The sequence below is a fragment of the Kribbella solani genome, from assembly GCF_014205295.1.
In the GTDB taxonomy this organism is placed as follows: domain Bacteria; phylum Actinomycetota; class Actinomycetes; order Propionibacteriales; family Kribbellaceae; genus Kribbella; species Kribbella solani.
In genome coordinates this window covers 4,258,641-4,280,295 of record NZ_JACHNF010000001.1, presented here as the reverse complement: position 1 = coordinate 4,280,295, position 21,655 = coordinate 4,258,641, and the positions used below count along the sequence as shown (strand labels likewise).

Sequence of the window (21,655 nt, the reverse complement as noted above, 5' to 3'; positions counted from 1 at the left end):
ATGATTGGCATCGTGATGGGGTCGGACTCGGACTGGCCGACGATGAAGGCCGCGGCCGAGGTGTGTACCGAGTTCGACGTGCCCTTTGAGGCAGATGTGGTGTCGGCGCACCGGATGCCGACCGAGATGATCGACTACGGACGGTCAGCGCACGCGCGCGGCCTGAAGGTACTGATCGCGGGTGCCGGCGGCGCCGCGCACCTGCCCGGGATGCTCGCGTCGGTGACTCCGCTGCCGGTGATCGGGGTACCGGTAGCACTGAAGTACCTGGACGGGATGGACTCGCTGCTCTCGATCGTGCAGATGCCGGCCGGAGTTCCGGTTGCGACCGTCTCGATCGGGAACGCTCGGAACGCGGGCCTGCTCGCGGTCCGGATCCTGGCGGCTTCCGACGACGGTCTTCGGGACCGGATGGTCGCCTTCCAGGAATCCCTGGCCGAGCTGGCCCGCGGCAAGGGCAGCACGGTGCGTGACGGCGCGGCAGAGCTCCGTAAAGGCTGAGCGCGGCTCGGGTTTCCACAGGACGGGGGCGGGTAGTCGTGAGATCCCATTGGTTGTCGTCTAAGGTCGTCGATCGTGACTCCGCCCACTGATCCGGATACGCAGCGCATACCGGTCCGCTACTGGATCTGGTTGTTCGGCGCGGCGGTGTCGCTGCTCGGCGACCTGACGATGACGTTCGGGATCGGATGGTCGGCCAGTCAGCACGGCGGCCGGGTGGCCGGCCTGGTTCTGCTGCTTGCTGCCGCGCCCCGGGCGGCGCTGCTGCTCGTCGGCGGCGCGGTCGGCGACCGGTTCGGTGCGCCGCGGGTGCTGATGGCCAGTTGCGCGGCGATGTTCGCCGTCACCGCGGCACTCGTCCCGACCACGTTGGCGATCGGCGAACCGGTCGGACTGCTGCTCGTACTCGCGCTGGTCGTGGGCGTGATCGACGCGTTCTTCCTGCCGTCGTCGCGGTCGATGCCGCGGCTGCTCGTACCGCCGGAGCAGGTACCGCGAGCGCTCGCGAGTTTCCAGGTCACCGGCGTCGTCTTCGCCGTCAGCGGTACCGCGGTCGGTGGCGTACTGGTGGCGTGGTCCGGCCTGGCCGCGGCGGCCGGGTTCGACGCGCTGACGTTCGGCGCGATGATCGTCGTACTCGTCCTGCTCCGGAAGACGATCGCGCCACCCGGACGGATGCCGACCGGGATGATCCGGTCGATCGTCGCCGGGATTCAGGTCGCCTTCGGCCGTCCGTTGACCCGCGCGCTGCTGATCACGATGACGGTCGCGGCCGGTCTGTTGATGCCGCTCGACGCGTTGCTGTTCCCGCTGCTCGCCCGTTCGCACGGCTGGAGTGCCTCGACCGCCGGTCTGCTGGTCGCGAGCCGCAGTCTCGGCGTCGGCGTGATCGCGCTGCGGATCCTGATGCGCGGCGCGTTTCCGCGGCCGGGCATCTTCGCCGCCGTCGGTCTACTCGTGGCGGCGGTCGGTCTGTTCGGGCTCTCGGTCTTCGATCCGCTGCCGCTCACGTTCGCGGCGGGCGTACTGAGCGGGATCGGCGTCGGTACGTTCACTGGCCACGTACTGCCGCTGCTGATGAACTCGGTGGAGCGTGAGTTCCAGTCGCGGCTGCAGTCCATCGTGGTGCTCTGCCAGAGCATCGCGCTGGTGGTGATGAACCCGATCCTCGGCAGCCTGTCCGACGTGGGCAGCGTCGGGATCACCGGTGTGTGCCTGGCCATCTCAGTGGCCTCGGCACTCACCGGTTTCGTCGTACTCACCCGCCCGGTGCTGCGGTCGGCGACAGTTTCCTGACCCGTCCAGTGCTCAGGGCGGCGACGGTCTCCTGACCGTTCAGGGCTTGCCTGGGGCGCGGTAGGTCCAGCCCGCGGCGCGCCACACGGCCGCGTCCAGGGTCAGCCGGGCGTCGACCACCACCGGGGTTGCGACGACGTCCTTCAACGTGTTCGGGTCGAGCTCACGGAACTCCGGCCACTCGGTCAGGTGCAGCACCGCGTGCGCGTCCCGGCAGGCCTCCAGCACGCTCGACGCGTACCGCAGTGTCGGGCGCACCCGGCGCGCGTTCTCCATCGCCTCCGGGTCGTACACGGTGACGTTCGCGCCGTGCAGATGGATTCGGCCGGCCACATCCAGGGCGGGCGAGTCACGGACATCGTCCGTACCGGCCTTGAAGGCGGCACCGAGGACTGTCACGTTCTTCCCGGACCACTCGCCGCCGAGCATTTCGTGGGTCAGGTCCACGATCCCGGCGCGGCGGTGCTGGTTGATGTCGTCGACCTCGCGGAGCAGCGTGATCACCTCTTCGACGCCGAGCTCGCCGGCGCGGTGCATGAACGCGCGCAGGTCCTTCGGCAGGCAGCCACCGCCGTACCCGGGCCCGGCGTTCAGCGCGCCGCGGCCGATCCGCTTGTCGTACCCGAGCGCCTCGGCCAGCTGGGTGACGTCCGCGCCGGTCGCGTCGGCCATCTCGGCGAGCGCGTTGATGAACGAGATCTTCGTGGCCAGGAAGGCGTTCGCGCCGCCCTTGACCAGCTCGGCGGTAGGCAGGTTGCAGACCACCACCGGCGTACCCTCGCCGATCGGGGTCGCGAACACCTCACGCAACCGGGCCTCGGCCTTGTCCGACTGCACGCCGAAGACCAGCCGGTCCGGGTGCAGCGTGTCCTCCACGCCGTGCGCTTCGCGGAGGAACTCCGGCTGCCAGGCGATCTCCACCGCCGTACCGGCCGGGGCTTCGTTGTGGAAGCGCTGCTCGACCACGGTCGACGTACCCACCGGGACCGTCGACCGGCCGACCACCAGCGCCGGCTTGGTCAGCAGCGGCGCGAGCATGTCGACCACCGAATGCACCTGGGACAGGTCGGCGGCCTCGCTGCCCTCGAGTTGCGGCGTACCCACGCAGACGAAATGCACGTCCGCCCAGTCCGCGATCTCGGTGTAGTCCTTGCTGAACCGCAGCCGGCCGGAATCCACGTGCTTCTTCAGCAGCGGGTCCAGCCCAGGTTCGTACAGCGGGGCCTTGCCGTCGTTCAGCAGCTTCAGCCGGTGCTCGTCGATCTCGACCCCGATCACGTCGAAACCGAACTCGGCCATCCCCGCGGCGGTGTTCGCGCCGAGGTAGTTGGTGCCGATCACGGCGATCCGGAGCGGTCGGGACGTCGCTTCACTCATGGCCGGGACTCTACCCATCGTGGTTATCACTCGGTGACCGGCTCATGTCCGGTTGCTCACTTCCGGCGTACGACGCACCCCATCGCGGGGAAGTTCGTCGTACCATGTGACTCGTGAGTAACTCATTCGAGCTGTACGAGCTGCCCGAAGAGCACCAGGCGATCCGCGCGGCCGTCCGCGACGTCTGCGACGCGAAGGTCGCCCCGCACGCCGGTGACGTGGACGAGCAGGCCGAGTTCCCGAAGGCGTCGTACGACGCGCTGAAGGCGGCCGACTTCCACGCGCCGCACATCCCGGAGCAGTACGGCGGCGCCGGCGCGGACGCGCTCGCGACGGTGATCGTGATCGAGGAGGTCGCCCGCGCCTGCGCGTCGAGCTCCCTGATCCCGGCCGTGAACAAGCTCGGCTCACTCCCACTGCTGCTGGCCGCGTCCGACGAGGTGAAGCAGCAGTACCTGCCGCCGGTGGCCGCCGGCGACGCGATGTTCTCGTACTGCCTGTCCGAGCCCGAAGCCGGATCGGACGCCGCGGCGATGAAGACCCGCGCGGTCGCCGACGGCGACGGGTACGTGCTGAACGGCGTGAAGCGGTGGATCACCAATGCCGGCGTCAGCGACTTCTACACCGTCTTCGCGGTCACCGACCCGGACGCCCGGTCCCGTGGCATCTCCGCCTTCGTGGTCGAGAAGTCCGACGAGGGCGTGTCCTTCGGCGCGCCGGAGAAGAAGCTCGGCATCAAGGGCTCGCCGACCCGCGAGGTGTACTTCGACAACGTCCGGCTCCCGGCCGGCCGGCTGATCGGGCCTGCGGGCACCGGTTTCGCGACCGCGATGCAGACCCTCGACCACACCCGCGTGACGATCGCCGCCCAGGCCCTCGGTATCGCCCAGGGCGCACTGGACTACGCGCTCGGGTACGTCCAGGAACGCAAGCAGTTCGGCAAGGCGATCGCCGAGTTCCAGGGCCTGCAGTTCATGCTCGCGGACATGGGCATGAAGATCGAAGCGGCCCGCCAACTCACGTACGCCGCCGCCGCCCGCTCCGAACGCAACGCCCCCGACCTCACCTACTTCGGCGCCGCCGCCAAATGCTTCGCCTCCGACGTGGCCATGGCCGTAACCACCGACGCCGTCCAACTCCTCGGCGGCTACGGCTACACCCACGACTACCCAGTAGAACGCATGATGCGAGACGCCAAAATCACCCAAATCTACGAAGGCACCAACCAGGTCCAACGCATCGTAATGGCCCGCCAATTACTGAAAGGCCTCAACTGAGCAGTGTTCTCGCAGGTCAGAGGCTGATTTGAGGCCTTCAGCAGGCAGGTTGCTGTCCGGCTCCCACCGGGTACTACGGGAGCGCGCGGCGGCCTGCTCCGTCACTGCTTCGTGAGATCTGAAGGAGACGAGACGGGCCAGACTGGATTCGACAGCCTTCCGCGCCCGCTCGTGCGATGACGGCAGCATGTGGGTGTAGATCCGGAGGGTGAAGCCTGGGTCTCCGTGGCCGAGGTATTCGGCGAGTTCTTGATGTTGACCCCATCAGCGAGAGTGATGCTCGCGTAGTAGTGCCGCAGCCCGTGCATGCCGTTCTCTCGACGAGTGGCGTACTGCTTCCGTCCACGAGCATCCCTCGTCGGCTCGCGGATGACGCGGGCGTGGAACAGGGCCGGATTCCACGCGAGCTCGTCGTAGTTCCGCGCCCGGATGTGTTTGTCGTCCGTCCAACGGAAGAGCAGCTTGACGGTGTGCGGGTCGCCGTCGACCTTCTCCAACGGCAACGGGTTCGAGTCCCTTCGTCGGAACACCCTCGTCGACTCCAAGGCCAGATAACATAAGCGTCTGCTTATGATCCCGGCGGCCAATACTCAAGGTTTAGCACCGCAGCACTCGATGACGGGGCTAGATCGCAGCACTTCTCAGCCGCGCTCACAGCTCTGGTTCTTGCCGCCCCGGAAACCGCTCGTGCACATCCCGAAGCGCATCCTCAAGATGCTGAGCGCCCTCCGGATTGCGCCGACGCCGCCGAAGTAGTCGTCCACCGTCGTCGATGTCTGCGCATGGCCAAGCTGATCCGCGACCTGTCGCGGCGTCTGTCCGGCATCCTCAAGAATCGTCGCCGTCGACTTCCGCATCGAGTGCGCGGTCACCAAGTCGAGATCGTCCGCCAAGGACCGCAGTCCAGCCAGCTCCGCGAGGTCCAGCAGACCGGTCCGATCCGGCCGGCTGAGTTTGTAAGCACTCGCAAGGATCCCGGAATCCACCCTTGGAGTTCGCAAAGATCGGCGCATCCAACGACGTCCCAGGCACCCATCGCGCCTGCAGCATCTCCATCGCCCAGAGGGGGCAGCCCAAGTGAACTCCGTTCTCGACGGCCTTGAGAGTGGTTGTTCCAAGAGGTGGTCCGGGTTGTGCCTCGGACCGCCTCGTGCGTCTGGATGATTGCCAGGCTCCTCCCTAGCTGAGCGACCGCTTCGCTCGGAGCGAGTGGCCTAGCAGCAGGCCGTTTGCGACCCTGCATGATCCACTCTGCGCTACGCCTTGGACCACCGAGGCTCCTCCCACGGGCTGGTACGCGGACCCAGATGCGCAATACATGCCGGGCACCGGCCGTTTCTGGACCGGAGAAGAGTGGAGCGACATGACGATAAAAGTGGAAATCTGGTTCACTCCGCGCCCCCACCGACTCCGCAGGTCGGCCCGAAGTGGCCGTTTTCGCGGGACACGACGTCCTTGTGAGACGGGTGTGATGAGGAACCGCCGTCGAAGGGGTGGGGGAGCCCCCGCCAGACGGTTATCGTCAATTATGGAAGCACGTCCGCGTCCGCGAGGGAGGTGACGACGCATGGCAACGGCCGATCAAGTCAAGGCACTGGTGAAGAGCCATGCCGATGGTGACGACACCAGGTTCTACGGCGTCGCGCTCCAGGTTGCCGCCGGCGCGGCTCGCAACGGGCAGAATCGCTTCGCGCAGGACCTCCGCGATCTGGTAGACGATCTGCGATCACGACAAGGTTCAGGCCCTGCCGGGCGCGTCGTACCCGTGGCACAACCTCGCGGTGAGCTTTCTCAGCTGCTCACTGTGGTCTACCCGGACAACCTGCTCACCGACTTGTCCTTGGACGAGAGCGTTCGGGCGCGTCTCCAAAGAGTGCTGTTGGAGCAACGCCAAGGTGACCTGCTGCGGTCTCGCGGTTTCTCCCCACTTCGGCGGCTATTGCTCGTCGGACCGCCTGGGACCGGTAAGACCTTGTCGGCCCACATGCTGGCCGGTGAGCTCCGGCTCCCGCTCTTCGTCATCCGTCTCGATGGCCTGATCACGAAGTTCATGGGCGAGACGGCCGCCAAGCTGCGTCTGGTTTTCGAGGCACTGTCGGAGACTCGCGGCGTCTACCTGTTCGACGAGGTCGACGCCTTGGCCGGAGAACGCGCAGCCGCCAACGATGTCGGCGAGATCCGCCGGGTGTTGAACTCGTACCTGCAGTTCCTGGAGCTGGACGACTCCGACAGTCTGATCGTCGCCGCGACAAATCATCCGCAACTACTCGACCGGGCTGTCTTTCGGCGGTTCGATTCCCTCATCGAATATCCGCTGCCGAACGACGAGGTCATCCGAACCGTGATCCGGAACCGGCTTGCTGGTGTTTCCACCGGCCGGCTGACCTGGCCGAAGATCGTCGAAGCAGCCTCAGGTTTGAGCCACGACGAAATCACAGCTGCTACAGAGGTCGCGGCAAAGGAAGCTATCCTTGGCGATCAGGGTCAGGTCTCCACCGCGACCCTGATCGACGCCCTGCTGGGGCGTCGTGTCGATGCCATGACCTGACCGACCGAGGACTCGATGCTGGATCGCGACAAGCCACACCTGATCATCCAGCGTCCTGCCCAGTCGACCGAGTACCAACCGCCCAGCCGAGCGGTGCAACCAACCACTTCCGTAGTTCCCGCGGACCGTCACGGACACGGGAGCCGCCTGCGAGACGAGCTTGAGCTGGTCGAGCGAGCAGCGGATCGGCAGGAGCGCCCGATCTCGATCGAGGGAGCGGTAGAAGGCGTCTACGCGACCTTCGAGAGTTTCCCGGGCGTCCGACTCGCGCTGGAGAGCCTCGACCCACGTCAGGGCGCGACGCATCCAGAGCTCATGTCGGTCCACGAGTCGCGGGCCGCAGACGGTTCGACGACCGAACGAGCGACTGTGTTCATACCCCGGGGCACTATCGACTACTTCCTCCGTCGAGTGACTTCCTACCTCGAGACAGCTGACGAGACGAGCCCCAAGAACCGGAAGCTCGTCGACTCGATCCAGTCGGTTCAAACGGCGACGATCGCAGCTTTGTGGACCGACCCACCAGCCGACTTCCCCGGCGCGGGCGAACTGGTGTGGTGGGAGGTGTGGCTGCGCAAGCGTGATGGGCAAGAAGCTCAACGTCTACAGGAGTTCGCGGCTGCGTCCGACCTCAGGACGGGTCGTCAAAGCCTCGGTTTCGGCGATCGCACCGTGACGCTCCTGGAGGCGACCCGAGAGCAGCTGAGCGTAGCGATCGACGTACTCGACGATCTTGCCGAGCTCCGGCGTCCGTCGCGACCCGCGCAGTTCCTCACCGGCTGTGATGCCCGCGAGCAGGAGGAGTGGGTGGCCGAGCTGGCGAGCCGGTTGAACCCCGCCGGTGCGGACGCGCCTGCAGTCTGCGTCGTCGACAGTGGCGTGTTCCGCGAGCATCCGCTCATCGAGGGATCCTTGAGCCCGAGCGACTGCCACGCTGCCGACGCCTCGTGGCCGGTTCACGACGATCGCGGGCATGGTACGGAGATGGCTGGCCTGGCGCTGTACGACGACCTGGGCGAAGCCCTCGCCTCCCAGCAGCAGATTCATCTGCGCCATCGGCTCGAGTCGGCCAAGCTCCTCCCTCCGCCGCCTGGCGAGAACGCACCCGACCTGTACGGCGCTCTGACCGCGGCGGCAGCAAGCACTGTCGAGATCGAGGCGCCATTCCGGTCACGCGTGTTCTCGCTTGCCGTGACAGCGCCGACGACCGAGAATCCTGAATCGCGAGGAGCAGCATTCGGTCAGCCCGACCGCTTGGTCTGCGACGCTGGATGCTCTCGCGGCTGGCCGAAGCGTCATCACCGACGACAAGGGCCTCGTTCTTCTCGATGACGGCGCGGACGCTGCCCGCCGACTGTTCGTGGTATCTGCGGGCAACATCCACAGATGGGAGTCAGATCATCTGACGCGCAGCGACCTCTCAGCGGTGCAGGATCCGGCGCAGGCCTGGAACGCGCTCACCGTCGGCGCCTACACGGAGCTCGACACCATGGTCGAGGCACCCTCAGGGTTCGCTGGCTGGGCGCCCGTCGCAGCGCGGGGTGAGCTGTCGCCGTTCAGTCGAACGTCTGTGCCCTTCAGCCGGATGTGGCCGGTCAAGCCCGACGTGGTGCTGGAAGGTGGCAACCTCGCGCGCTCCCCCGACGGTACCGACTTCGATACGCCACCCAACCTGCAACTGCTGACTACTTCAGCTCCGCTGCGACGAAACCGGCTACTCACAGTCACCGCAGCTACCAGCGCGGCAACCGCACAAGGTGCCGCACTCGCTGCTGGTGTTCAGTCCGACTACCCGAGCCTGTGGCCTGAGGCGGTCAGAGCCTTGGTCGTGCACTCGGCCGAATGGACCCCCGCCATGCTGAGCCGTTTCCATGACGAGTCCCGGAAGCGAGGCCGGGCGGCACTTCTACAACGCTACGGCATGGGAGTTCCAAGTCTTGCCCGAGCGGCTCGCAGCGCAGGCGATGCGCTGACGCTGATCACACATGATGTCATTCACCCCTTCACGAGCGGCAAGATGCGCGAGATCCACTTCCACAACCTGCCGTGGCCCTGCGACATCCTGGCGGACCTGGGCTCAACCCAGGTCCGTCTCAGAGTCACGCTGTCCTACTTCATTGAGCCGAACCCCGGGCGGCGCGGATGGCAACGGCGCTACAGCTACGCATCCCACGGTCTGCGCTTCGACGTACGACGAGCAGCCGAATCGAACGCGGACTTCGAGAAGCGGATCAACCAGAAGGCCGTGGCCGAGGAGGAACGACGTCCCGCCTCGATCGGCGAGTCAGGAAAATGGTTGTTTGGCAGCGATCAGCAGCGCGCGCCGGAGTCCCTGCACACGGACATCTGGACGGGTAACGCAGCCGACCTCGCTCAGCGCGGTGCCTTGGCAGTCTTTCCGGTCACGGGCTGGTGGAAGGAGAACCCGACGCGTGACCGCAGCGACAACGGCGCCCGGTACGCCTTGGTCGTGTCGATCCAAACCCCTCGGGAAGACGTCGACATCTGGTCACCGGTCGCCCAGCAGATCGGCGTGCCGACCGAGATCACGATCTGACCAACAGCGGGTACCGCTCAGAGACCAGGCTTTTCCGGGTCCATGGCCACGATTTTTCTGTTCCGCAGCGGCGCGAAGGCTTGCATCCGCCGGCATGTAGTGCCGCCGGCTACGGTCGCAGCGACGCTGGCTTCTTGCTTCATGGTTTGACTGGAAAATGCGCCTCGGTGCGACCAGCGATGGACTTCTACTTGCCAGTCAGGGCATCGCCGGTGATATGGAGAACCGGAATACGGCGGCAGCTATCGTTAGTCACGCAAACATCGACAAGAGGACAATGCTCGTCTTGATCATGGATGATCTAAATGGGACTGCATCTACAACGGGCCTGCGTGATCGTATAATCGACAAGAGTATGAATATAGCTCTACTTGCACCGTTCTAGTGGCCCCTTTCTGAGGGCTGTGGGCGGTCGCTTTCTTGAGTATCTCGTCTGGTTGCTTGGTCCTGACGAAGGGGTGGCAGCGGTCGTTCCAGCCGGTGATGAAGGCCCGGACCTTGGCGTTGTTGACTTTGACGGAGCCGAAGGCGCCGCGATGGATAGTCTGTTTCTCGATGACTGAGAACCACACCTCGACCAGGTTCAGCCGGAGCCGGAAGTTGGGGTGAAGTAGACCTGAAACCGGGGCTGGCATCGAGCGAGCGGCGGACCTTAACGATGCGTGTGTCGGTTGCGTAGTGCGGTCGTGAACGCGATCAATTGCTCGAGCGTGCCAGTCTCGATGATCCGCCTTACTGCATAGCCCAAAGCCTGGTCTCGAACGACCTGGTCCTTGTCGTTGCCGTGGGCTACCACCCAGTTGAGGATTTGGTCGACATCAACCGGACTGCCGCCGCGCATCGACCGGTCTCCCAATGGCAAACCGGACATGGACCCGTCCGCAACGTGGTCTGCTTCAGGCGTAGCGGTCTGTGCGGCGCTCACCTTGTCAGTCTCGTACAGCATTGGCTGACTGTCACTGTTTTCGGGGCTGGTGGCGCGTCGCTTCGATGAAATCTTGATCGGCTGCAGGCGTCGGCCCGGATCGACTGGTCGCTGACTGTCAGCCAGGGGCTTCGGCTGGTCACGATGCTTCACCAAGAACGAGGCCCCGAGGCTGCTGTGGGTCCAGCGCCAGTAGCCCCCGCGGCCGTCCGAGACCACATCTGGGGCGACGTCCAGTAGCGCGATGCCAGCCAGACCAAGCTGCCCGTTAACTAATCCGACAGCATCGAGTTGAGCGCGAGGTGGCGTCCACTCCAACAGGTCGGGATAGCCGAATCCATCTTCGCCGCTTCCCCCGCATGCGATGTCGGCCAGCCGTGCCGCCACGTGCTCGAGGTAGGGCGTGTCGAGGGCTGTTTCAGTGAAGGGCGACGCCGAGGCCGCACCAACTAGCGCAGCGGCCATGGTAGCGATCGTGTCGGTGTCCGTGCCGAGCTCGTTAGCCGCCACGATCGCGCAACCCTTCGGGTCGCCCCTGAAGCCCGCTGCCAGAGCGAGCGCAGCGCAGACGGTTGCGGTTCCGCTGCCGCGGGTCGCCGGATCGGCCAGCCCTGTCTGGCGGGCAAACGCCGCGTAGACCTCGCGAGCAGCCTCCCGGTCGCCGCTGCACAGCCCCAGATCGATACTGACCGCCCGAGCCGGCTCCAGCAGTTCACGGCACTCCTCGACTGTTTCCCGCCATGCCAGGTCGAGTGGGCTACCGGTGGTTTGCTCCCACGTGGGCCGCCACACCGATGCGAGCTGCGGGTGCTCGTCGATCAGTTTGACGGCATGATCGGTGGAGTCCAGCAGAGCTGGCCACACTTCGGGCTGGGGAACCTCTCCATGTCGCAGAGCGTGCCCCAAGCACAACGCATGGAACACAGCACCGACGAGCGCTCGTGGATGCCCATGGGTGGTCACGGCGTCGGCGATCACCTCCAGCAAATGCGCATCTGCTCGATCCGGTCGCGCCGCAGCCCACACGTGCGGCTGGATCCGCATCGCCGCACCGTTCCCACCGGCCGCGTGCCATCCGTCGAAGAAGTTTCCGAACCAGGGCGTGCTCACCTTCGTTAGGTTCGCCGCCGCGGCTTTGCTTGCGCGGCCGCCGCCGAGAGCGTACGCCGGCCATACCGTCAGCTCGACCCGCGCGAATGCCTCGACATCAAACCCGCGGGGCGTGATTGCCCGGGCAACGGCTAGGCGCAGCTGGGTGTCATCGGAGTAGCAGCCTGCCGGCAGCGGCATCTGTACGCCGAACCTGCCGCCTACACGACGTTTCCAGGCGATCGCCTCGGCTACTACCGGTGCCCCAGCGCGGCGCTTCACTCCGCGTTCGTCGGTGAGTTCGGTGATGAAGCCCAGTGCGTCGGCCCATGCAGACCAAAGCATTGAACTGCGGACTCGCGCCGTGACCTCCCGGTCACGCCGGGATGCGGGCGTCACTGGAACACCTCTGGCCGATGCTCGACGTTCACCTGGGGTCCGACAGGAAACATCCCCAGCAAGGCTTCCACGGCGTCGACGTCCTCCTCTTCGTAGACATAGATCGCGCGTAGCGACTCCACCGGCAACGCTCGCGGATAAAGCACTTCTGCCTGAGGATCGGTCGTGTAGTGATCCGGCAGCTGAGCAGAGCGGTACTTCTTGCTTCCGTAGTAGCCCCATGGCACCACATCGTTGAACAGGGCCTGCAGACCAGCCAGCCCGGTACCGCGCTGCACCACGGGGTAGACGTTGTTCGTGGTGGCAAAGGTGATGCCGGCGTGAGCAAGCAAGGTCGCGTCGAAGACCAGGATTGCCCACCACACACCATCGTCGTCCAGGTGCCACTTCTTGGATGACTTGAACATGTCCGCGTTGACCCGGCTGATGGACAGGTTCACGTAACCGGTCCAATCCGCGTCCTTGAGTCTGTCTGAGCAGTTCGGCGTGTAGATGTGTTCCAGGTACTCATCCTCGCTTAGTTCGTCGCGGCACTTCAGCAAACCGGTCGCCAAGATCCCGAGCAGCCCTTGGTGAGTGGTGAAGTGCAAGACGTCGGTGATCGAGCGCGCCAGAGTGAAGGCGGCGATCTCGGTGTCGATCGCAGGTGCAGTCGTCACGGCCGCACCACCTCATAGGTAGATGGGTCGAACAGATCGACGATGGTCGACGGGTCATCAGGCTTGTAGCCGACGACAACGGACTTACGGGCACGTCCCACGCCCATCGCGATCAGGCGCTGCAGCGCCTCGAGGTGCGCATCGCCGTCTTCGTTGCCGTGGGGGGTGACTTCCTGATTGAGGCCGAGCATAAACACGTGGTCGAATTCCAGGCCCTTGACCGAATGCAGTGTGCACAGTGCCACCGTCTTCGATCCGGTCGGCCAGGTGCTCGACCGAGTCAAGACCTCGTAGTCGACGCCCTCTTCAGTCAAGCGTTTCTTTAGTTCCGCGAACCAGGCCCCGCCCTTTGGTTTAAGAAACACGACCGAGTCGTTCTCGAGGTCGATCCCGCACAGCCGCTTCAGCGCGTAGTTCACCTGGGTGCTGTACCGGCCGGGTACCAGTACCGGCAGCGCGCCGTTGGTCTTGCACGCGTCGAAGTCGGGCAGCGCACCGTTCTCGTCGACCGACAGGTCCTCCACCAGGCTTCGTGCGAACGCTGCGATCTGGCGAGTGTTGCGGTAGTTCGTCTTCAGCGTGTGGACCTTAGTGAACTTGTCGACGCCAGCCTCCTTCCAGGTGAAGAAGCGCGGATAGATCCGCTGAGTCGCATCCATTACGAACGTCAACGAGAACGGCTCGGCGAGTCGTGTCAGGACCGCCCGCACCTGGTTGGCTGAGAAGTCCTGCGCCTCATCGATGATCGCGACGTCCCAGCGCACGTCGGGCGCGGTATCGATCACCTCTGCGGCCAGATCGTTCCAGTCCATCAGACCATGCTGCTGCTTATGGTCCAGATAGGGCTCGACAACCTCGGCCAGCAAACGTTCCTTCATCGGTCGCTCGATCCGCGGCGACGTCCCACGGCCGTCGCGGCGTACGGTCAGGTATTCGTCGTGCTCGCCCGGCGCGAACCGGCCCAGCAGATACTCGACCTCGTCCACGACGAAATTGGTGTCCAATGGTAGCTTCCTAGCCAGCCTCTTCAGCTGAACCTGGGCCGTGTCCGGGTCGAGTTCGTTGGCGGCCTCTACATCGACGAGGCTGCGGGCCCACTTACCGAACGTTGACACCTCCAGGATCAGGCCCGGCGTATCGGGAACCTTCTGGCGAGCGAGTTCCCAGATGTAGCCCTCAAGGGTCCGGTTGTAGGTCAGGACCAGCACGCGGACTGGGTCGTGGAGACCCAGACGGCCACGGCGGCTCAGCCACTGCTGCGTCAGGTGCTCCAGACGCAGCAGGGCAGTGGTCGTCTTGCCGCTGCCTGCGGCGCCCTTGATCAGGACATGACCCGGTCGGTGTTCGGCCAGGATGGACAGTTGCTCTGCGGTCGGAATGACCGGAGGCAGGATGCGCACCGCGCACCTCCAGAAAAGGTCGGGGCCCGGTGTACCGGACTCACATGCCCAACAACATACGCCCGCGGTCCGACAGGTGGAACAGAAAGGCAGGAACTCCCATCCCGCGGTTCAGTGGTCGCGGAAAGTAGTCAACGCCTGTGATGCGGCGACATCCCTCGCCGCACCCACCGGGTCCCTCGCTCGGGCCCGGTTGAGATTCATCCTCTGCCTTGGCGGGTGTGGAGGCATCGCATGACTTGACGTCGGGCAATAACCCCTGACCTCACTGGGTCCAGCCACCATCCACTGACCGCTTAGCTGACCGGAATGAGCGGAGGCAGCGACTGAGACTGCGAAGTAACAGCAACATTCTCACAGACGTTTCCGCAGGTCACGGGAAGATTCGGCCATCAGTACGACAACTTGGCAAGTCAGACACAACCAAGCGGTGGTTAGGGGTGGCAACTGTTGAAGAGTGAAACCGCAGGTCAGGTTGTGGTTGGGCTTGTTGTCACGGTTGAGCGCGTGAGCCTCGCCAAAATCACCCAAATTTACGAAGGCACCAACCAGGTCCAACGCATCGTAATGGCCCGCCAACTCCTAAAAGGCCTCGCCTAACCCAAAGGACACCGCCTCCGGCGGCGACAGTCCCTTCGGCGCCTCCGGTGCAGGCCCGAAACCCGCATTCACATCCACCGCCCAACCGCGGAAAGATGTGAAGATTCGATCCAACCGTCCACCCGGGTGTAGCCGGACTCGTGGTACTCAACGGGTCGGGGTGCGGCGGGCTACCAGCCGGGGTCGTTCGGCAGGGTTGGTGGCGGCGGTGATACGGGGTGGTTCGGCCGCTGCCCGTACGCGTAGTCCGACGGATACCGCACAGTCGGGTGATTTTGCTTGAACCAGGTGACGCAGTCGTTCGGGGGTCGGCTGCTGACATCCCAACTGGTGGCGATCCAGTTGTTGAAGACGTTGTCCCGAGGGCCCTTGAGCCAAATGTCGTACGGCGTGCGGCCAGCCAGGCTGGGTGATGGCTTGGTGTCCGCGACCAACTCTTGTGCAGCTGGTCGTGTGTGGCTGGTGGATGTATCTGGGGTGGTAACAGGTCCGCTCTTGCGCATCACGAGTGTTCGGAGCGCGAGCTCGCTCTGTTCGCCGTGGTAGGTTCCGTCGGCTGCAAAGTAGAACACGTCCCAGCCGTCAGAGCAGAGGCTCGCGCGTAACTCATTGCCGGTCACGGTGATCGATCGGACGAGGAGACGCTCGGTCCCGCCGGCCTGGTCGCTGCTGTTACGGTCCATCATCTCAGTGAGCAGGTCCGTTGACGTTGCCTGCGGGAATCCTGGGTAGGAGACCTGGGAATTCCGAAAGAGCGCATAGGACTCAACCCATCCACGAACGGTCCGAGCATTCTGCGAATCGATCACCACGCCGGGTGAAGTCGCCCAGATCCACGACTGTGGAAGCCCTGTCGGCACTGACTGAGAATTGTTGCCATTGGACCCGGAACACCCCGCGACCGCCGGCAAGAGCAGCGCGGCGATGGCTGTTCTGCAGTACTGCTTCCACTTCGACGTAAGCAAATCAGTTGCCGTTCTTGGGTTCGAGGAAGTTCTCGTGCAACTCGTTCCGATCACGCGCACGGTGACTGTTCGATGCGGCTAGCGCGGTCCGCGTGTACGTGATGACGTATTCCTCCAACTTCGGCCGGGCGCCAGGAACCTGCTCCACGGCTTTGTTGTAGAGATCCTGCAGGCCGGGCCATTGCAGGTCGGAGACATCGGCGGGAGACAGAAGCTGCGGCGGGTTGCCCGACGCCCACAGTGCCTTGGGTAGGTCGTTGAGCGTCAGTTGCCCGGAGTCGAGCAGGGCCTTGGTGAAGTTGTACCGGACGAGTGTCGGCCCGCCGGTAGAGCCTGCCGGGTTGACGCCGGCAACGACCACGGCGTACGGCTCGACGTTCTCATTCTGCTTTGACAAAAGGCGGCCGAGTAGTCTGTCCAGCAGGTCGACGGGATCCAGCCCGGGGAAGTCCGGGAGCTCTTTGTCGAGAGCATCCTTCCAGCCTCTCGTGATGATCGCTGAAGCGATGCCGAGGACTTGTCCGCGGATTTTGTCGGCATTCTCCTGTGCTTGGGCAACATCTTCATTGCGCTCAACTGCGACATTGTGAAATGCCGCATCGAGGAGCCCTTGGAGGCGGCCGGCGGGGTCCGCGTCCCTGAGTACCCGGTTCGGATCCTTGAGACTGCTGTGGATGCCTGCCAAATTGTGAAGATAGATTGCGCCGGCCAGCGCTTCGGCGGACTCGGTGTCCGTCCCGATGAGAGTGAACAGCCGAGCGGTGGACAATTCCTCGTTCTCGCCGCCCAGCGCGGTCAGCAGACCCGCGGCGTTGCGGGCGAGCGCGCGCGTGATCATCGGATTGACGACGCCCAGCTCAGGCCCCGTGGGGACGATGGTGCCCGCTATCTTGCGTGTCACGACGTCCAGCTCTGCTTGAAGGACAGCCGGATCGGTGATCGTCTTGATGAGCCCCTGCCACGCTTCCAAGGCGAGTTGGTGGCGGACCGGGTTTGTGGACCGCTCGGCATCAGCGATCCATCCGATGGTTTCGGATGCGGCCTTACCGTCGTCGCTCCAGAAGTTGGTGGTGATGGGTACCAGGAAGTCCTCCGGATGCTTGTATCCGTCATAGACACGGGTCGAGACGCCCGCGGGCTGCTCCATACCCTTCCCGGTGAGCAGGTCGCGCATTGCCTGCTCGTTGCGACTGGCGACCTGCAAGAACGTCAGCGAAGTCTCGTCATCGATCGGCGACGTCGACGGGGAGGATTCACGGATCAGCCGGTACGCGTTGACAGACTGCGCTGCTGTGATCGCGAGCCGCTTGCTGAAGACAAGGCCGGCGCGATCGGAGACAGCTGGGTCCGCCAGGAATTTCGCCAGGTCCTGGGCATCGAAACCGCTGCCTTGGACAGTTCCCTTGTCTGGCATCACGCTAAAGGTGAGCTTGTCCGCGGCGGCCTTGCGGACGTAGTCCGGGAGACGGTTCCAGTTGCCACCTCGGCGCTCGTCCGACAGCGCCAGCAAACCGCTGACGGTTGCTGCCGCCAGCCGGTCCCGGGCCTTGGCGTCCAGGCTGGTTCGTATCACCTCGCCGAGGGAGTAACTCGTCCGGGTCGGCGCGGCCCAGTTGTTGTCATCTCTGAGGTAACCGGGCAGCTTGTACACGTCCTTGCCGAGGCGCCCGTAATACGCGTGGAGGAACAGAACATCGTCCGGGCTGAGCAGGCCCTTGGTATTGGAGATTCGCTCGATCGCGGTGACAGCGGAAATCATTCCGTTGTGGCCGTCGGGCTTGCCGTCCAGCCTCGCCTTTGTATGTTGAGCCGCAAGGTCGGCCGCTTGCTCGATCGCGGCGTCCGAGTCCTCAGGGATGGACAGGAGGCTGGTGTTCGGTGTGAAGCTCAGCCCTTGGGAGGCCAGCAAGGCAGCGGCAGCTTGGCGCCGGCGCAGCATGGGAAGTTGCTCGTGCAGCCAACGAGCAACCCCGGCGAGATCCGTGACCGGCCCGGTCGGTACTCCGACCTTGTCGAACTCGGCTTTGAACCGTGGTACCTCGGCTGTGATCGCCGCCTCGACCGCGGCCAGGTCCTTGATCACACCGTCCAGGGTGACCGGGTTGATCCCGCAGAATCCGTCGCCGTTACCCGAGCGGCCTCCCTCGGCTTTATCGGCCACGATGCCCTCCAAGCTTGGCGCGCCAACGAGCAGTTTCGTCGTCCGCGCAAGCGGCGCTGACCCTGCGCCGGCGTTATCGCAAACGACCTGTGCAGACTACACAGCGCTACAGGTCACGACTGAATGCGTCGGGACGGCTGAGATGCGGTGTTGGGGCGGTGGTTAGGCGTTGCGGTCCTGGTGGAGGTGGGCTTCGTAGCGGTCGCCTCGGTAGACGGCGTCGGTGTAGTGGACTACGTTGCCCAGTTCGTCCAGGCCGGTGGTGCGGAAGCGGAGGGCGGCGTCGCCGGCGCCCAGTTCCAGGAGGCGGGCGTGGAAGTCGTCGAGGAGGACGGCGACGATGCGCTGGTCGGCCTCCCATAGTTGGACGCCCCAACGGGTTTCGAGGACCTCGTACAAAGAGGTGTCGGTGAGGTCTTCGTCTTCCAGGCCGGGGAAGCGGTCCGCCGGGAGGTAGGCGCGTTCCAGGGCCATCGGGATGTCGTCGCCGGTGCGGACGCGGTCGATCTGGACGATGGGGGCGTCGACGGGGATCTTGAGCTGGCGGGCGATCACCCCGATGGCGGGGACGACGCTGTTGCTGAGGACCTCGGCGCCGGGGCGCATGCCGCGGCTGCGCATCTCGTCCGAGAACGAGGCGACGGCCGCGGCCTGCGCGACGCTGACGGTGCGGTCGGCGACGAAGGTGCCGCTGCCCTGGACGCGGTAGGTGAAGCCTTCGGCGCTCATTCGTTCGAGCTCGCCGCGGACGGTCTGCCGGGCGACGCCGAACCGGCTGGCGAGGACGCGCTCGGACGGGAGCAGCGAGCCGGGCTCGAGCGTGCCGACGAGTTCCTCCAGCAGCCGGCGCAGCTCGCGGCCCTTGGACGTGCCGCCGGTGAGGCTCTCCGGCATCAGACCGGCGACCGGTTTGGAGCGGGCGCGGCTCATCGGGGACAGCCACCGTTCGGACAGGAATTCGCGGATCGTCGCATGGCGGCCCTCAATCTACCGGTCGGCGGCACCGCGGGGCGGCGCCGCGCGTGTACGAGGACGGCCGCCGGCGCCGCGACCAGGTGGTCATCTCAGTCGGTCCAGTCGAAGATCACGCCCATCGTCTCCCCGCGCTGGGTGCTGACCAGCCGGTACGCCTCGGCGCAGTCCTTCGGTGCGAACCGGTGCGTGTTCAGCCCGTCGAGGGACAGCCGGCCGGAGATGTTCAGGCCGAAGAACGACCGGTACGTTTCGGCTTCGACGTCCAGCAGGAGCGGGCCGTGCGCGCCGCGAATCTGCAGGCCGCGGGTGATCACGTCCATGGTCAGGTGCTGCTCCGACGGGCTGCCGGGGTCGCCGAGCAGTACGACGGTGCCGCGGTCACGGACCAGGCCGAGTGCCTTCGGCAGCATCTCCGACCGGCCGGTGGTGTCGATCACGACCCGGGGCGACTCCCCGAAACAGGCCTCGACGATCTGCTCGGCGTGGTCCGCCGGGTCGCCGGTCACGATCGCCGTCGCGCCACCCCACTGGGCCAGTTCGAGGCGGCGGGGGGCGATGTCCGCGACCACGATGCTCTCGACGCCCGCGGCCGCCGCCCACCGTACCGACATCTGCCCGATCGGGCCCGCGCCGATCACCAGCACGCTGTCCCGGAGCCGGTGCTCGGCGGCGACCGCGCCCACGTACGCCACCTGGGCGAGGGTTGCCCACGGCGCTACCTCGGACGGGATCGCGGCCGGGATCGGGAAGCACTCGACGGCGTCCACGACCGCGTGCGACGCGTGCGGAATCCGGGACATCACCCGGTCGCCGACCTGCAGGCCGTCGACGTCCGCGCCGAGCTCCTCGACCACCGCGGTCGCCGTGTACCCGGGCAGGAACGGGTACTGCACGTAGGAATCCCAGTGTGACCCGGGCTCGAAGGAGCCGCTCAACGCGGTCGTCTCGGTGCCGGTGCTGATCAGCGAGAACTCGGTGCGCAGCCGGACCTGTCCCGGCCCGGCCGCGGGTACGTCGAACTGCTCCAGTTCGACCTGGCCGCGGTCCGGAAAGACGACCCGGTGGGCTTCGAGCAAGTGTTGTTGGGACATCGTCGGCTGCCTCTCGTGGTGGTGAATGCGCGGAAACGTATCACAGGTGGCCCAGTCCACTTTCTGTTTTCCCAAGTATTGACAGCTCGTTCGGCGTTTGCCAAGTTATAGGTGGCCTAGGCCACCTGAGTGGCCGGTCAGGTCCCGGAGCCGGGACCCCCTTACCTGGAGGCGTCATGACCCATTCCTCGGCGCGCTCGACCCGCTCGAAGCGCAGCTGGACGATCCGCTACCTCGCCCCGGCGCTCGCGTGTTTGCTGATCGCGGCCTGTTCACCCACCGGAGCGAGCAAGTCCAGCGGCAGCAAGACGCTCGGCGCCGACTTCCCGCCGGCCACGTCGGGTGACATCGCGACCTTGAAGATCGGGCTCGCCTCCGGGCAGGGCCGCTACGACGTCCTGCTGGCCACCTCGAGTGCCATCGTCGTCAACTCGTACGACGCGCTGCTGGCCTGGAACAGCAAGGGGGAGCTGGTTCCGTCGCTGGCGAAGTCCTGGAAGGAGACGTCGCCGACGACGTACGTCTACGAACTGCGTGACGGCGTGAAGTTCTGGGACGGGACGCCACTCACCACCGAGGACGTCATCTACTCGATGAACCGCAACGTCGATCCCGCGGTGGCAAGCCCGTACGGGGTCTACTACACCGCCTTCGACAAGGTCACCGCGACCGGGCCGAACGAGATCACGGTCAAGCTGAAGCGCCCCGACCCGTACTGGCGGTACGCGAGCGCGATCGCCACGACGGTGATCCAGAAGAAGTTCGCCCTCGCGCACGCGAAGGACCTGGGTACGCCGACGGCGATCCCGATCGGCACCGGACCGTACCTGCCGAAGAGCTACTCGCCGGCCTCCGGCGGCACCCTGGTCCAGAACCCGCACTACTGGGGTGAGAAGCCCGCGGTCCAGAGCCTCGAGTTCTCGGTCATCCCCGATCCGGAGTCGCGCCGGCTGGCGCTGCAGTCCGGCGCCATCGACGCCACCCTGGACGTACCGCTCGAGCAGGCGAAGACCTGGGACCAGATCCCGAACACCCGGGTCGCGTACGGCTCCGGCGGCAACACCAAGATCTTCAGCTTCGACACGAAGTCGGCGCCGTTCAACGACATCCACCTGCGCCGCGCGATCGCCCACGCGATCGACCGCGAAGGCATCGCCAAGTCGGTCTTCAACGGAACCGCCAAGCCGGCCCGCGGGGTGATCCCGCCGGAGATCTTCGAGGTCTTCTTCGGTAAGGAAGAGACCGACAAGTGGTACAACTCGGTGCCGGTGTACGACTACGACCTGAACAAGGCGAAGGCCGAGCTGGCGAAGTCCAAGTACCCGAACGGCGGACTGACCATCGACATGCCGTTCCAGGCGTCGCAGACGGTCGACCGCGACATCCTCGCCACCGTGCAGCAGAACCTGAAGCAGCTGAACATCAACCTGAAGTACCGCAGTCTTCCGGACACGCAGTACTTCGCGGAGCTGTACCGGCACCAGAAGCTCGGGATGCAGCTGTTCTACTTCGGCGCCACGTACCCGGACCCGTTCACGTACACGTTCTACATGATGGCCAAGAGCCAGGCCGTACCCAACGCGTTCAACTTCGCGAACTTCTACACCGATGAGTCCGAGAAGCTGATGCGCGTACAGGAAACCGATCCTGATCTGCAGAAGCGGGTCCGGGCGGGTGCCGATCTGGTGAAGCTGGCGGCCGAGGATGCCGCGTACATCGGGATCAACTTCCTGCCGTTCCCGATCGCGCTGAACCGGAAGTACACGATCGACGGCGAGTTCAGCATCTGGTCGTTCGCGAACTGGCCCACCCGGGTCCGGATTGCGGGGTCCTAG

At 65.3% G+C, this 21,655-nt stretch carries 18 protein-coding genes and 1 pseudogene; 8 read left to right on the top strand and 11 right to left on the bottom strand.

Going from position 1 to position 21,655, the window contains the following annotated elements; translation table 11 throughout:
- Entirely contained in the window at window positions 1–501 is a 501-nt protein-coding gene (purE, locus tag HDA44_RS19430) for a 5-(carboxyamino)imidazole ribonucleotide mutase (RefSeq protein ID WP_184836424.1), read from the top strand.
- 75 nt (window positions 502–576) lie between these two features.
- Complete coding sequence (locus tag HDA44_RS19425; protein WP_184836422.1) at window positions 577–1,797, top strand: MFS transporter; 1,221 nt, start codon at window positions 577–579, stop codon at window positions 1,795–1,797.
- A gap of 39 nt (window positions 1,798–1,836) precedes the next feature.
- On the opposite strand, the gene HDA44_RS19420 is transcribed toward HDA44_RS19425, so the two are convergent.
- The gene (locus HDA44_RS19420) at window positions 1,837–3,174 is read right to left on the bottom strand and encodes a UDP-glucose dehydrogenase family protein (RefSeq protein ID WP_184836420.1); all 1,338 of its coding nucleotides are present in this window, start codon (window positions 3,172–3,174) and stop codon (window positions 1,837–1,839) included.
- A 113-nt stretch (window positions 3,175–3,287) separates the two neighbouring features.
- On the opposite strand from HDA44_RS19420, the gene HDA44_RS19415 reads away from it, so the two are divergent.
- Window positions 3,288–4,451 carry an acyl-CoA dehydrogenase family protein gene (locus HDA44_RS19415; protein WP_184836418.1) on the top strand — a complete coding sequence of 388 codons (1,164 nt, stop codon included), beginning with the start codon at window positions 3,288–3,290 and terminating at the stop codon, window positions 4,449–4,451.
- A 101-nt stretch (window positions 4,452–4,552) separates the two neighbouring features.
- On the opposite strand, the gene HDA44_RS19410 is transcribed toward HDA44_RS19415, so the two are convergent.
- Together HDA44_RS19410 and HDA44_RS19405 are read right to left on the bottom strand one after the other, a co-directional pair.
- Complete coding sequence (locus HDA44_RS19410) at window positions 4,553–4,981, bottom strand: hypothetical protein (RefSeq protein ID WP_184844917.1); 429 nt, start codon at window positions 4,979–4,981, stop codon at window positions 4,553–4,555.
- A 111-nt stretch (window positions 4,982–5,092) separates the two neighbouring features.
- Complete coding sequence (locus HDA44_RS19405) at window positions 5,093–5,437, bottom strand: site-specific integrase (protein ID WP_184836416.1); 345 nt, start codon at window positions 5,435–5,437, stop codon at window positions 5,093–5,095.
- Between the two features lie 197 nt (window positions 5,438–5,634).
- Between HDA44_RS19405 and HDA44_RS38935 the strand changes: the two genes are divergently transcribed.
- The 4 genes from HDA44_RS38935 to HDA44_RS38125 are packed head-to-tail and all read left to right on the top strand — an operon-like array spanning window position 5,635 to window position 9,556.
- Window positions 5,635–6,012 carry a DUF2510 domain-containing protein gene (locus tag HDA44_RS38935; protein WP_420488553.1) on the top strand — a complete coding sequence of 126 codons (378 nt, stop codon included), beginning with the start codon at window positions 5,635–5,637 and terminating at the stop codon, window positions 6,010–6,012.
- A gap of 6 nt (window positions 6,013–6,018) precedes the next feature.
- Window positions 6,019–6,999: an AAA family ATPase gene (locus HDA44_RS38135; RefSeq protein WP_184836414.1), complete on the top strand. Its 981-nt coding sequence runs from the start codon at window positions 6,019–6,021 to the stop codon at window positions 6,997–6,999.
- A gap of 15 nt (window positions 7,000–7,014) precedes the next feature.
- Window positions 7,015–8,331: a S8 family serine peptidase gene (locus HDA44_RS38130; RefSeq protein WP_202887442.1), complete on the top strand. Its 1,317-nt coding sequence runs from the start codon at window positions 7,015–7,017 to the stop codon at window positions 8,329–8,331.
- A 28-nt stretch (window positions 8,332–8,359) separates the two neighbouring features.
- Window positions 8,360–9,556, top strand: a complete 1,197-nt coding sequence (locus HDA44_RS38125; RefSeq protein WP_202887441.1) for a S8 family serine peptidase — start codon at window positions 8,360–8,362, stop codon at window positions 9,554–9,556.
- A 422-nt stretch (window positions 9,557–9,978) separates the two neighbouring features.
- On the opposite strand, the pseudogene HDA44_RS38930 reads toward HDA44_RS38125, so the two are convergent.
- The 8 genes and pseudogenes from HDA44_RS38930 to HDA44_RS19360 all read right to left on the bottom strand — a co-directional run.
- A pseudogene (locus tag HDA44_RS38930) lies at window positions 9,979–10,184 on the bottom strand (IS630 family transposase); the annotation flags it as partial.
- A gap of 24 nt (window positions 10,185–10,208) precedes the next feature.
- Window positions 10,209–11,969 (bottom strand): ADP-ribosylglycohydrolase family protein, encoded by a 1,761-nt coding sequence (locus HDA44_RS19390; protein ID WP_184836412.1) that lies wholly within the window; start codon window positions 11,967–11,969, stop codon window positions 10,209–10,211.
- Entirely contained in the window at window positions 11,966–12,628 is a 663-nt protein-coding gene (locus tag HDA44_RS19385; RefSeq protein WP_184836410.1) for a DarT ssDNA thymidine ADP-ribosyltransferase family protein, read from the bottom strand. Before HDA44_RS19385 ends, HDA44_RS19390 begins: the two co-directional genes overlap by 4 nt.
- Window positions 12,625–14,028 (bottom strand): 3'-5' exonuclease, encoded by a 1,404-nt coding sequence (locus HDA44_RS19380; RefSeq protein ID WP_184836408.1) that lies wholly within the window; start codon window positions 14,026–14,028, stop codon window positions 12,625–12,627. The genes HDA44_RS19385 and HDA44_RS19380 overlap by 4 nt, the downstream gene beginning before the upstream one ends.
- A gap of 770 nt (window positions 14,029–14,798) precedes the next feature.
- Entirely contained in the window at window positions 14,799–15,437 is a 639-nt protein-coding gene (locus HDA44_RS19375; RefSeq protein WP_184836406.1) for a hypothetical protein, read from the bottom strand.
- Window positions 15,438–15,594: 157 nt separating this feature from the next.
- Window positions 15,595–17,754: a TPR repeat domain-containing protein gene (locus HDA44_RS19370; protein ID WP_184836404.1), complete on the bottom strand. Its 2,160-nt coding sequence runs from the start codon at window positions 17,752–17,754 to the stop codon at window positions 15,595–15,597.
- A 162-nt stretch (window positions 17,755–17,916) separates the two neighbouring features.
- Window positions 17,917–18,684, bottom strand: a complete 768-nt coding sequence (locus HDA44_RS19365; protein WP_184836402.1) for a GntR family transcriptional regulator — start codon at window positions 18,682–18,684, stop codon at window positions 17,917–17,919.
- Between the two features lie 134 nt (window positions 18,685–18,818).
- On the bottom strand, window positions 18,819–19,820 hold the full coding sequence (locus tag HDA44_RS19360) for a zinc-dependent alcohol dehydrogenase (RefSeq protein ID WP_184836400.1): 1,002 nt from the start codon (window positions 19,818–19,820) through the stop codon (window positions 18,819–18,821).
- A 176-nt stretch (window positions 19,821–19,996) separates the two neighbouring features.
- Here HDA44_RS19360 and HDA44_RS19355 point away from each other — a divergent pair, with 176 nt between their 5' ends.
- Complete coding sequence (locus tag HDA44_RS19355) at window positions 19,997–21,655, top strand: ABC transporter substrate-binding protein (protein ID WP_184836398.1); 1,659 nt, start codon at window positions 19,997–19,999, stop codon at window positions 21,653–21,655.

Bases quoted from the DNA above. Each gene is read 5' to 3' on its own strand.
- purE (WP_184836424.1), top strand. From the start codon at position 1: ATGATTGGCATCGTGATGGGGTCGGACTCGGACTGGCCGACGATGAAG.
- HDA44_RS38135 (WP_184836414.1), top strand. From the start codon at position 6,019: ATGGCAACGGCCGATCAAGTCAAGGCACTGGTGAAGAGCCATGCCGAT.
- HDA44_RS19365 (WP_184836402.1), bottom strand. From the start codon at position 18,684: ATGAGCCGCGCCCGCTCCAAACCGGTCGCCGGTCTGATGCCGGAGAGC.
- HDA44_RS19360 (WP_184836400.1), bottom strand. From the start codon at position 19,820: ATGTCCCAACAACACTTGCTCGAAGCCCACCGGGTCGTCTTTCCGGAC.
- HDA44_RS19355 (WP_184836398.1), top strand. From the start codon at position 19,997: ATGACCCATTCCTCGGCGCGCTCGACCCGCTCGAAGCGCAGCTGGACG.
- HDA44_RS38130 (WP_202887442.1), top strand. From the start codon at position 7,015: ATGCTGGATCGCGACAAGCCACACCTGATCATCCAGCGTCCTGCCCAG.
- HDA44_RS19420 (WP_184836420.1), bottom strand. From the start codon at position 3,174: ATGAGTGAAGCGACGTCCCGACCGCTCCGGATCGCCGTGATCGGCACC.